Source organism: Acetomicrobium thermoterrenum DSM 13490 (assembly GCF_900107215.1).
Lineage (GTDB): Bacteria > Synergistota > Synergistia > Synergistales > Acetomicrobiaceae > Acetomicrobium > Acetomicrobium thermoterrenum.
Genome location: NZ_FNPD01000008.1, coordinates 48,657 through 60,764 on the forward strand (window position 1 = coordinate 48,657; position 12,108 = coordinate 60,764).

Annotated in this window: 12 protein-coding genes; all 12 read right to left on the reverse strand. The window is 46.8% G+C overall.

What is annotated here, in order from left to right; all coding sequences use genetic code 11:
- Positions 1-6: 6 nt before the first annotated feature.
- Positions 7-468, reverse strand: coding sequence for a glycerol dehydratase reactivase beta/small subunit family protein (locus tag BLU12_RS07240; protein ID WP_091461705.1), 462 nt, complete (start codon positions 466-468; stop codon positions 7-9).
- Positions 465-2,300 carry a diol dehydratase reactivase subunit alpha gene (locus tag BLU12_RS07245; RefSeq protein WP_091461706.1) on the reverse strand — a complete coding sequence of 612 codons (1,836 nt, stop codon included), beginning with the start codon at positions 2,298-2,300 and terminating at the stop codon, positions 465-467. The genes BLU12_RS07240 and BLU12_RS07245 overlap by 4 nt, the downstream gene beginning before the upstream one ends.
- Positions 2,301-2,327: 27 nt before the next feature.
- Positions 2,328-2,861 carry a diol dehydratase small subunit gene (locus BLU12_RS07250; protein ID WP_091461785.1) on the reverse strand — a complete coding sequence of 178 codons (534 nt, stop codon included), beginning with the start codon at positions 2,859-2,861 and terminating at the stop codon, positions 2,328-2,330.
- A 24-nt stretch (positions 2,862-2,885) separates the two neighbouring features.
- Positions 2,886-3,545 carry a propanediol/glycerol family dehydratase medium subunit gene (locus BLU12_RS07255; RefSeq protein ID WP_091461708.1) on the reverse strand — a complete coding sequence of 220 codons (660 nt, stop codon included), beginning with the start codon at positions 3,543-3,545 and terminating at the stop codon, positions 2,886-2,888.
- A gap of 13 nt (positions 3,546-3,558) precedes the next feature.
- Entirely contained in the window at positions 3,559-5,229 is a 1,671-nt protein-coding gene (locus BLU12_RS07260) for a propanediol/glycerol family dehydratase large subunit (protein ID WP_091461710.1), read from the reverse strand.
- 30 nt (positions 5,230-5,259) lie between these two features.
- A complete protein-coding gene (gene pduB, locus BLU12_RS07265; protein ID WP_091461711.1) occupies positions 5,260-6,084 on the reverse strand; it encodes a propanediol utilization microcompartment protein PduB in 825 nt (274 codons plus the stop codon).
- 23 nt (positions 6,085-6,107) lie between these two features.
- Entirely contained in the window at positions 6,108-6,386 is a 279-nt protein-coding gene (locus BLU12_RS07270) for a BMC domain-containing protein (protein ID WP_009201841.1), read from the reverse strand.
- Positions 6,383-6,835 carry a EutP/PduV family microcompartment system protein gene (locus BLU12_RS07275; protein ID WP_091461713.1) on the reverse strand — a complete coding sequence of 151 codons (453 nt, stop codon included), beginning with the start codon at positions 6,833-6,835 and terminating at the stop codon, positions 6,383-6,385. Before BLU12_RS07275 ends, BLU12_RS07270 begins: the two co-directional genes overlap by 4 nt.
- Entirely contained in the window at positions 6,835-7,179 is a 345-nt protein-coding gene (locus BLU12_RS07280) for a BMC domain-containing protein (protein WP_040348279.1), read from the reverse strand. The genes BLU12_RS07275 and BLU12_RS07280 overlap by 1 nt, the downstream gene beginning before the upstream one ends.
- A 196-nt stretch (positions 7,180-7,375) precedes the next feature.
- Positions 7,376-8,971, reverse strand: a complete 1,596-nt coding sequence (locus BLU12_RS07285) for a helix-turn-helix domain-containing protein (protein WP_009201844.1) — start codon at positions 8,969-8,971, stop codon at positions 7,376-7,378.
- Positions 8,972-8,974: 3 nt separating this feature from the next.
- The gene (locus BLU12_RS07290) at positions 8,975-10,183 is read right to left on the reverse strand and encodes a PocR ligand-binding domain-containing protein (protein ID WP_009201845.1); all 1,209 of its coding nucleotides are present in this window, start codon (positions 10,181-10,183) and stop codon (positions 8,975-8,977) included.
- A 278-nt stretch (positions 10,184-10,461) separates the two neighbouring features.
- Positions 10,462-11,874 carry a C69 family dipeptidase gene (locus BLU12_RS07295; protein WP_040348281.1) on the reverse strand — a complete coding sequence of 471 codons (1,413 nt, stop codon included), beginning with the start codon at positions 11,872-11,874 and terminating at the stop codon, positions 10,462-10,464.
- Positions 11,875-12,108: the final 234 nt, after the last annotated feature.

Here is a 12,108-nt window from a genome sequence, read left to right on the forward strand (position 1 = left end):
CCTTTCCTAAGTCAAACCCATTTGTCGCAAAACTTTAGCGATTACTGCAGCAACCTCTTGTTCGCTCGCTTGTCCGCGGGCCTTACCCTTATTGAAAGTGCTCTTGGCTAATTGAGGCATTGGGGGCAGGGGAAGGCCTTTGACCAAACGTGCTGCTGCCTGCCCCAACCAACGAAGCGCTCCTCCGTCCTCGTGATAAATCAATGGCTTCCCCGGATCGAGATTTGCTAAGGTTAAGGCACACCCTTCTTGAGTAACGCCTATTCCGACCCGCAAACGGGATCGATTTGCTGCTTCCCATGCGAGCTTTTTGGCATCTCCCTCCATGACATCCCATGCCAGAGGAACCCCCTCTTCTTCGGCACCGATACCCACCTCGCCGGCAATAGACCTGGAGGACTCGTCAAGCAACAGCAAAATCGTGGGTCGTTCCTCTTTCATCTCGCCCAATCTACCGCACCAAGTCATAAAGCCTTCCTCCCAGCGCTCGATAGAACAAGACCGGTCGCCACAGCATTGCGCGGCCCTAAACTACCCCTGATATTCCCTCTCCCGGCAACGACGGAATACTTGGCCAATTCTTCCGTGATCATGCTTGGAATTTCGAAATCCAGGGCAGAACCTCCGACGAGCACCACAAAATCTATGAGACGTATATTTTGTGCCGGGGCGACACGCTTTAAAGCCCTTAAAGCATTTGTCACGAAGACCTCTTTCTTTGCCTTCCTCCTTACATCCCTGATCTTTTCGATAGATGTATCCAACAAAATCGGACTTAAAAAGTCCTCTTTTATCATCAAGGCAACTCTACCGAATAGCTCGGGAGCCAGAGGCTTTTCAAAAAACCTCACCGTTCCATCCTCGAGGCGGACGTGGAAAACGCTTTCGACCTTGCATAGAGGATGTTCTTTAATGTTCTCGACTAACTCCATATCATCTATGCCCAATTCGCTGGAAATTATGGTGTTAACCATGTTACCCGCGCCCGCCAGATGAATTAGTTCTACCTGACTATTAGAGCGGAGCAGTGAGGCATCGGTGCTGCCAGCACCCAAATCCAAGACCGCCAGAGGAGCATCCGTTCCGGGAGTGGTCAATGCTCCCAAAACTGCCATTTCGGCCTCAACCCCTCCGATTTCGACTTTTACGCCCATATCGGACTCTATTGCAGAGGCCAATTTTTGCATTGGCAGCTCCTGGGCTTCTACCATTACGGCCAAAGCCACTCCGGTTTCCATTGCAAATTCCTCTGCCAAGCCTCCCACGACTCTCTGGGGAACCATTGTATCGACTGCCAATAGATCTTTGATGTGTATCTCCCCCAGAGGCAAACCCGTCAATTCCGACATGGTCTTACGAACCCGCTCCATCATTCCCCCAACGTTGGTGCCTGGTTGGCCAAAAATATCAGTAATGGGCCAATTAGCATCAACAATTTCCATGATCGCCTTGGCGCCTTCGTCAATGTTGATGCTCCTCTTGCCCGTTGGGCCTAGGATATACAGCTCTCCGGCTGGAATACGCCTTTCCTTCACCTCGCCCAAGGGTGTCCGTATCACAACGGCTGACCTGTTGCCTATTAGGGCCTTGGCAACGGGAACGATCTGACGAGTTTCATCGGAAGACAAACCAAAAATAGTTGCAATACCGTAAGGATTGGACAAAAGTTCCACAGATCTTCCCGGAGGAGCTACCTCCACACAGCACTGCATACCCAAAGGAACACGATCGATTGCCTTGACTTCGTCGACAATAGGAATAGTTTTATTGATCCGGTTTGCTATAAGCACTCCGTCGTCTGACTGGCAAATAACCCCATTGACGGCTATTCCACGAGATAAGGCTAGATTGATCATGTTTGCAGCCTCTTCAAAACTAACGCTTTCTGGAATGACAACTACCACAGGATCTTCAGGCTTCGTCTTTTCGAGATCGTAAATCGATATCGTCCTTCCAACGCCAATCCCAACTCCGCCCGGCGTCGATGGATTATGACCAATCATCGTTGACTCGGTAATGATCGTTTCGGTAATAGTCTCCATTGCAACGTCTCCGATCACAGGAGCTGCCTTGTTCAATCGAATTATGTCGATCCTTTTGAAATCTTCATGTGGCCATCCCGCTTGCTCCAAAGCAAGAGACAGAGCTCGGCGAACGCCGGTTACGTTCTGCAATGTTCCCTTTATTCCCGTAGTATAGGCAGTAGAGGAAGAGATAAAGTCCACCGAGCCATCTTCCACTCGCGCAAGGGCCACTTCAGTAGTAGCATTTCCTATGTCAACGCCAGCAATAATAGGCACTGAAGACCCTCCTTTTTAACTGTGCCGCTATTCCGGTATATCGCCACGTAAAAGTTTACGTCGTTCGTAAACAGAGACCGCTTCTCTAACGAAGGTGGCACATGCCGTTGCGTTATATTTGTTCTCAAGCTCATCGGCAATTGCCATGAGTTCTTCCTTGGTCGATCTATGTGGTCTTAGGGCGTTATAGATCTCCAACACCCTATCATCGGGCACTTTCGTCAATTCGGCAGCTCTTCTTAAATTTGATGCCACCTGACGCCTTCCGGCCGACTCTGCTATTTCCGCCTGCATCAACAAGGCTTCCGGAGCAATTCGAAAGTCCTCAAAGGTAGCCTTGCCCTGCAAGACAGCATCTAAGGTGAGTTCACTAAAGGCATTGCCCCTTGGACTCTTTATGGTGTCGGGCTTTTTGGAACCTAAGGGATAATCCTTTACGGAAAGGCTCCCTTTCTGTCCCGTGCTTTCTTTTGGAGTGGGGGCCTTTCCTTCTCCTCCCGAAGAACTCATACCCTTTAAGACCTCTTTTACCAGTTCAGCTATCATTTCTTCATTAAGCATTTGAGCCAACTTTAACGCCCCCTCTTATTCGAAACGAACTTCAAGCTCCATCGGTGACTTGGAGCGGTCTAAATAGCGCACTTCTTTATTGTGTAATAGTGCTGCAATACCCTGATAACGAGGACGAGCCATGGGATCGTTTCTTGTCGGAACCGGAGTGGGGTGTTCTCCTTTAGCATATTTCGCCGCATTGCGGCCTATTGCCCTGAAAACTTCGGCATCGAGAAGTGGTGCCTGGGGAAAAAGTTCTAAATTGTTCAGTGGGTTTAGATCCCGTTGATGTATGACCGTCGTGCCCCTGGACAATATACCGATACCTATGCCCGAACCGGACAACTTAGCGCCCTGGTGAGCTATGAACCCCACATCGGCAGTGTGATATACGCGCACAAGTCTTGTATTAAGACCTTCTTCTTCAATACCTGCAAAGACCTGCCTCAAAACCTCGCTATGAGGGACTCCCACTATCGTTTCGGTAAACACGGTTCCAAAGGCCGGAGGGATGGCAACTACCACTTCCTTTGGATCGGTCCCCTTCTTAGCTACACCAACCTCCACTAAAGTCATTTTCCCTCCCCTTTGAGGCAGAGTGGCCGTGGGGGAAGACATCTTGCCCTGCTCTCCCATTACTTCTTGTAAAACTTCCGCTATTACCTTTTTAATCAATTCTTCGTTGACCTGCATTGTCTTCCCCTCCCTATACGTCCTCGGGCCTTATCGCCCAGGGGATTTCCTTTATTTCCTTCCAACGCTCTTCAGATATCCTGTAGCCCGTGCCAGGGCCCTGGTAATCGTTGGGGTCGTTGACGGCACTGTAAACTGTACCATCGCTGTCTATCCATGCAGATGTCTGCAAATAGTCTCCGGAAACCCGCTGGCGCATCATCATTACGATAGCTTCAGCTATATCTCTGAAACCCCTTTGAGCTAGTATTTTAACAATGTCAATGCCGTTTATACCCTCGTTCAAAAGCCTTTCCGCCGCCCTCAAGTCCTCAGTCACGTTTCTGTCCGGCAAATCTTTGCTGCCGTTAGCATAAGTTGCAGCTTCGACTTCGGCATCGGTTATAGGCGGAAATCCCAGCGCATCGTAAACGGCCTGGAGCGCTCTTGCAGCCTTATTGCGGACAGCGACTACTTCTTCTTCGGAGACAGGCTTATTACCGCCATCGACCTTGAAATCACGCTGAATAGCCAGATAATCGTCCATATCCTCAATATCCCAGTTGGAACCGGCAAACATGTTGTCGTAATTGGGTACGGCTGAATAACCGGAGAAGATGAGATCTGTCCCAGAGAAAAGCTGAGGTATGGTGCGTGCAGTTCGTCTCAAGTCCGAATGCGAGAAGGTCTGGTCGTTACCTGAAGCAACTTCCATATCAAGCGTAACGGTGATCAAGTTTTCTGCCGCAACGGCCCTTAAACCGCTTGGAACGGCTCCGGGAACTCCTATGCAGGAGATAGAGCCATTCTGCAGACCCTGCACTCCGGCGCCTTTGGTTATCATAACGCACCTGGTTTCAAGATATAGCATGCTTTTCCCCTCGGCTGCACCCATCTGAACCTCTGAACCGGTGCCGCTGGTGAAGCGCATTTTCAGCCCTCGACTTGCATAGGCAGATGCCAAAAAAGCTTTAGACCAAGGCGTATCGTCCCCGTCTATGAACACGCTTTCGGTGCCATATACGGATACCGTTTCAGCGTAACTCGTAAGCCCTCTCATTCCTATCTGCAGTTCGAAGGCCTCTTCAAGAGCGCATTGGGTGAGCACCCCTGGCCTGCCAGTCTGAGAACCTATCAGCAATGAGAGCGCGTTTAAAGGAGCATATCGATTCACGCCCACCGTTGTTTCCAGTTCCACAAATCCCCTCAGGGCTCCTTCTGCAGCATCGGCGGCAAGCTGGACAGGATGATCCTTTGCGCTCGTGATGTGAGCCTGGTTTGCAGGAGTCTTGCGGGATCTCATTTTGGATATGCCCATCATTATTTCAACGATGTTCAAACAGTCCATTACGTTGTTTATCTTGGCCGGCGTCAAACCCTGAAAGATTTTTGTGACTTCATTTCTCGATACATTGGGATCCACCAACATCTTCGCCAGTTCTAGATCACTTTTTGCCATGGCTTGCGGAGCTATCTCGATATCGATAGCATAATTAGCAATGAACTGTTCTATCATGTCGAAGTCATCGCGTTTTTTGCCATCCATTTCGGTAATTTTGCCGTTTTCGATCTTTATTGACGGAACTGGGTCCTTGGGGCTTCCCATTGCATAAAGTCCTACATCCACCCATTCGGCAATAAAACCGTCTTTATGTACCGGCCTATTGTTCAGTACTTCAAATCTTTTACTCTTCTTCTCAGCCAATTTGTTCGCCCCCTCCGTATTCAACAATCCCTAAATGTAAGGGGTCGTAACCGATTTGGGCTCGGCACCCATTGCGCCAAGCAGCTTTTTACCTATCATTCTTGCCGCTATCAAAGCCTGCCGAACGGCGCCGGAATCACCCGTGAAGGTTATAACCACTTCGTTCGTAAGGGATAATCCTTTTGTAGGCGACAAATAATCGATCAAATCAACTTCAGCGGCCTTTAAAGCCGTATCGCTCATGACGAAACCAATGCCTGCAGGAGCTCCCACTATTAATCCGAAGGCCCTTCCGACAGGCGCGTTGAAGGCTTTATTGCAGGCATAGCTGGCCCTGGCAGTATATTGAAATTCAAGATGTCCTGCGTCATTCGCATAAACATCTCCGAAGGTGCGGCGCAAGTCCTTCAAAGCCACCTCAATGGCTCTCCTTGCATCGGATACGTCCTCCGCCCCGAAAATTATCAACGATCCGTGACCGGCTCCACCTTTGGTATCCCTGGGAAGCTCTAAGGACACTATCTCGGTATTGGTAGCTTTTACCGCCTCATCGGCAGCCATTATTTGAGGCCCTGCACCTGTTCTGGCCGAAAAGATCCCCACGGATCTGAATTTTTTGTCTATGCCCAACTTTTCCTGAAGCATAGGCTCAACGTTGGCCACGACCAGGCCTATGGTGTCGCCCTCGGAGATGCCGACGTATTCGGTAACGCCAACGACGCTCTGTACGCTTACATTTGGCGTTTCACACTTCTCCTTTTCTTGCGCAGCCTTCTCGGGGGTTACGACAGTGCTGCCGCTTCCGAGGCGTTTCATAACTTCGTCCATGACCTTTTGCATGATATCCTGTTCCATCAATCACACCTCCACAAGGTGGCTTAGCCCAGTTTAGGCAAAAGCTTCTCGGTATCACTGTGTGGCCTTGGAATGACGTGAACCGAAACTATCTCGCCTACACGTTTCGCCGAGGCCGCTCCCGCATCAACCGCTGCCTTCACCGCTCCAACGTCACCGCGAACCATTACGGTAACCAGGCCCGAACCAATTTTCTCGTAGCCGATAAGTCTGACGTTCGCTGCTTTGACCATTGCATCGGCAGCCTCGATGGCTCCGACCAGTCCCTTTGTTTCGATCATTCCCAACGCTTCTCCATTCACGGTCTTGCACACCTCCTGATGAACTTTTCAATTTTTTGCTTTAAAGCAGCTATCCCTTCTCCTGTTAAGGCAGAGACGCAAACCACCTCCTCAACTCCCGCTTCCGCCAAAAACTTTTTTGCAATTTTTATCCGATCTTCATCGACTAAATCCGCTTTGCTTATAACCCCGATGACCTTAGACCTCAGAGACTTAGTAAAGCGGGAGGGAAACTGTCTTAAATTTGTGGGGTCAATTAAAAGGAGTATTATTTGTGAACGCGAAGAAACCGTAATTAATGCATGATAAAAACGAGGTAGATCAAAAAATTCACCGGGCGTATCAATTGCCTTCCCGGAAAATTGAAAAAAGGGCGTTTTGCGAAGGGGCCCTTCATCTTCCAGCAACTTTAAGGCCTTCAACAGCGTTGTCTTGCCGGCACCTGACGGCCCGATAACCATGACACACATTATGTAAAGGTGACCTCGGCAGGAAAAAATCCAAGCGCATCCTTGAGGGAATTAACAGCTGTGCTTAGGGCATTTTCCACGGAGGCAACTTCGCCCGTAAGGATGACACAACCCGTGAATCTATCCACAAACTCCACGTTTACGGCAGAGGATTTACTCGCTATGTCGGCGGCTATTATGGCACCCTCGCCGGGGGTAATTGTCATGATGCCTATCGCTCCAGCCCTGTCGATACCCACTTTCTGACAAAGGTCTCCCTTTGGATTTCTTATAATATGCGCCAAAGTGACTTGTTTGCCGGGGACGTATTCCTGGATAACTCTTAAACGTTCGCTACCCTCCACTTGAGCACCCCCTATACCATGTATTAGTAAACTAGGAAAGCAATAATATTGCATTAAAAGCAAATAACTCATTTTTGATCAAATTTTGTGCTAGCGCATACGACAAAGGACCTGAGATGCTCTTCCTCAGGTCCTTTTACTAAACTTTTGTTTTCTTGCTCATATTTCTATTACTGAAAAAACAATTCATCCGGCATCAGGTGCCATCTTTTAAAAAGGGAAGTGATTTCTTGTATTCACTTGGGGAATAACCAACCATTTCCTTAAAGAGGGTGCTGAAGTAAGCGATATTTTCATATCCCACAGCGGAAGCTGTCTCGGTGACGTTGTATCCCATTGCAAGTAATTTCTTAGCGCGTTCTATGCGCTTTTCTTTTATGACATCAATAAACCTCTTGTTCAAGACCCTTCCGAACATCCTGCTCAAATGGCTGGGGCTAACATATACGTGTTGGGCAACTTTGGATAAATTAGCCTCGCCCAAATTTTCCTCAATGTACGTTAAGGCCTTTTGAATCAATACCAATTCCGGATCTTTTACACTCTGCCTGACCCTCCACGCCTCTTCGAGGGAGATAAAAAACATGTTTTTTAGGTCGACGAGGCTCCTGACCGGTATCATCATATCCCTAACCTGCCTTCTGGCCCAAGTCTTGATAGCCTCTTCGTCGCATTTCAGATCTAAAAGCAACTGACATATTTGACCTAAATAGCCTCCAAACAGCAATCTTACAACTTCTACGTTGGCCCTTGTTACTTCACATTGAGATAAAAGAGAGAACAACCTGTTGACTCCCTCGTTTACAAGTTGCAATTGCCCATCTCTTATACCTTCCAAAACGACCGAAAATGATTCGTTGAAATCAATTTGGCCGGCATCCGTTTTTACCTTTTCCACTTTGGGCTTAAGTTGCCCGTATATGAAGTTCCCAAAACCCTCTAAAATGCTTTCTTCCAGCGTCTCTTCCAAACTGGGTAGAATCTCCGAAATTTCGTTTAAATCTCTGATTTTCCCCATATAAACGATATTGCAATGGATATCGTTTTGTAAAGCCATGTCGAAAACTTTATACGCAACTGTCTCAGGACTTTCCAAGGGAGCATTAAAAAATATGAGAGTTATGTAATGAACCCAGGGTACCAAAAAAACAGACTCCCCCAAGGTTCTTTGAAGTTCTCCCAAAAGGGTCAGCTGAGGCCACTGGTTCTCCTCTACATCTGATGTACCCAAAGCTACCACTCCAAAGACATGCAACTCCCTTGTAGGTAAAAATCCAACTTCCCTAGCCACGTTTTTGAGCCCCTCGGTAATCTCTTCGCCGTTAATTATGCTCTGCATCATCAGGGATGCCACGAAGTTCTTGTTATCCAATATAAACTTTTTCAGCCTCAACAGTTGTTGGGACGTTCTGTTGGCTTCCTTTATTTCATCTATCGCTTTGCCTATGGCGTCGCAAAGAGCTTCATCCTTGATCGGTTTTACCAAAAAAGCATTTACGTTTAGCCCCACAGCCTGCTGGGCGTATTCGAAAAAATCGTAGGCAGTCACAATTATAACCTTGCCCTGAAAACCTTCGCTTCGCAGCTTTCCCAGTGATGTCAAAGTGTTTCCGCCGGGAACCTTTATATCGAGCAAAACCACGTCAGGATTCCACGAACGTACCTTATTTTCAAAATCCACCGTATTAGAAGCCTCGTCCAATTCCAAGTAGACAGGAAAAGATTTGAGCCTTTCGACCAGTGCGCGTCTTTCCAGCGGCTCATCCTCAACGACGAGTATTTTCCTGGACATGACCTAATCCTCCACAGATGGTAAGCTTAGACTTACTTTCGTACCGACTTCTGGTTCGCTCCATATATCGAATAATGCCTCTCTTCCGTAAAGTAATTTAAGCCTCTCTTTAACATGGGAAATACCCACGCCCTCGGATATTTCGTCCAAGGAACAACCGACTCCGTTGTCCTCTATGGTGATCTCCAGTTTCTTATTCTCAATCTTGGCGCTTATGCAAACCAATCCCGGTTTGAGAGAAGGCTCGATCCCATGAACAACGGCATTTTCAACTATTGGTTGAAGTATTAAAAAGGGAATCTTGCACGATAAAGCCTCAGGCTCTATGTCTAAAATATATGAAAAACGATCGCCAAATCTGACCTTTTGTATGGCTAAATACTGTTTCAGGCACTCGATCTCGCTTGAAAGGGGGACCATTTCTTCCCTGGATTGCCTTTTCAGTATATATCTTAAATAGTCAGCGAATTGGACAGTAAGTTCTTGTGTTTGAGGAGCTCCTTCGAACATTGCCAAGCGAGACATGATATTTAAAGTATTAAACATAAAATGAGGGTTTAACTGGTTTTGGAGGGCCTTGAGCTGAGTCATTTTCAAGTTCCTTTCAAGCATCTCCTTGTCGCGCTGAGCTGTGACCAACTCCATAGTCCTGTGCAGCAGCTTGCTTTCTATCAAATGGCGCTCGCATAACTCTACGACGTGAGAAGCCATGACATTTAAGAGATTCATGGCATTCATTACGGTTGACTCGTCTACAACGGGAAGAGCCAAAAAATCATTGACCCAATCGTCCAATTCATCGGCGCTACATGGCCAAAGGGGAGCTATTTCGCTGCGAACCTCCTCCTCTGTATAGGGCCTGAGTAACACCTGGCCGCACAATAACGTGCCTACCAATCTACCTTCGATCATGAGCGGACTTGCCATATCGATCAACCCGCAATGGCATCGATAAACCAGAGGACCTCCCGAATCTAGGGCATGTAGACCTCCCCAAGCATCGCTTTTTTCGCAACCGCACCTACCTTCGGGGTGAGAGCGAAGCCTCCGACAAAAGGCACAAAAATTGCTGGGTATCGTCAGCGCAGTTCCGTCAGTAGCAGCTATCACGGCACCAACATGCATAGCCGCGGCAAATCTGTCTACCAGATCTTTGAGTTTTTCCAGCTCGACTATCTCATTCCACCATTCATAGGAACCATAACTCGCCATCTTATCGTCTCTCTAGAAATCGCTAACATTATCTTAATTGCTATATTTAATTATAACTTATCATTTTCCTCTTCCAAAAGTTCTTTTATACAATGACAGTGTCAAATTCCTGTAAGATTCTAGAAACACGCCCCATAACATATCCAAAGGACTTGGTCTGCCCTTGTTTGGCTTTCTTTATAGCCAAATATCTTTCTCTACAATTAACTTCCAAAAGCCTCCTGAGCGCTTTTTAGAACTATTTCATATTATTTAATATTTATCCGCAAGCCATGACATCATGATGAAAAATTATGTAGTAGTTTTTCCAATACACTTACCACTCTCTTCACACATTGGGCTGTAAACTGATCAAAGATTTCGGCTCTGCCCTTCTTGTCGTTGCCACCAATTCGTTGTGCTCTTTCAATTATTTCGGGTACTTCCTGCTCAAAAGAAGACTCTAATTCGTCGAAATACGATCGCACAACAGGATTTCTTTCGTCGTAATATCCTGGCAAGCTCGCTATTGGATCTCCTTTAGTAAGGTCCATCAACCTTCTAAAAAGCCACCAATAGGACTTAGGGGAAAAACTGTCTTCGGTCGCACTGACAGGAGGAGTTAATACCTTTCCAAAAGAACCTGCCTCGCTTACAGTTTCTGGCAACGCCGATCCGTCCACGAAAAAGGGGACATAACAGCTATTGCAGGGAGGTCCCGGAGCCCACCAAAAAACAGGTATATCATCGTCATTTTTAGGAAGCACAGCAACACAGGAACTTGAAGTATTGCCCCACGTAAATCCAGTAGGAGAAACATGCATACATATACTCTGGAAATCTGGATCAGCTGCGTCAAAATATGGACCTTCTAAAAATGTTCCCTCATAGTGATCTCTCGCTATTGTCTTCATGACAGATAAATCGATCCTGCCATAACTCTGTTTAAGTATATCTCTGCTTCTTTGTGCCCTAATGTGTGAAACCTGTCTTGAATTCATATCATCGATATACGCCCTGGCAAAATCAAAAGATCCTCTTAACTTTTCAGGCCACCACTTCATCATAATAGCATAGTCCACGATATCCGATGAACCTGCATCCCAATGATTTCTTATCGATGGCTCATTAGATATCGAAGCAATCCCGCCAATAACCCTTCTGGCCACCCATCTTTTACCGACTGTCTCTACAATCCATGCTTCTTTTCTATCTGCAACTATATAGGAATTATCATAACCTCCCTGAACATGATCCTGGGAAGGAACGCCGGAACCGAACTGGCCATGCTCTTCCACCAATTTTCCTATCACATAAATAGCTTCTTCTGCACTTATAGCCCTTTCTAATGCTAAACGTACAATATCCATCCCCGTCAAACCAAGATCGGGCCCTTTGCCAATCTGGTACTTTTTAGCTGAATCCCTAAACCCTTTGGTAAATATGGCTTCATTGCCAATCACAACACCATACTCGTTTATCCCCTCTTCATATCCCCAACACCAATAAGGGCTCGAGCCCAAGGTTGTTAAGGTCATATCAACCTGTGGAATTGAAATATATTCTAATTGTATGGCGCTACCCCTTGGCCACTCACGGCTAGAATGAAGAACTAGGGGTTGACAATCGAAAAAAGGACGGTCGCTGTTTTTCCCAAATATTACACTGCCCGAAGCTGTTGCATCTCTTAAAGCCACCCAAGTATCACACACGGTTATCTCTCCTCTCTATTGGTCTAGCTTTTATATACAAAAAGGTGTCGAATGGTTAGAATATCGACAAAACTCCCTTAAAACGAACTTCCATAGCATCACAGAACCTCACCGTGGGCAATATTTCAAGCAGTATGAAAACACTCCGATGGCAAGAGCTCTAACACCATCTTTTTGTATATATTTCTGCCAAGTAATTCTTGTTATATATTTTCTCATCGCTTCATTCATACA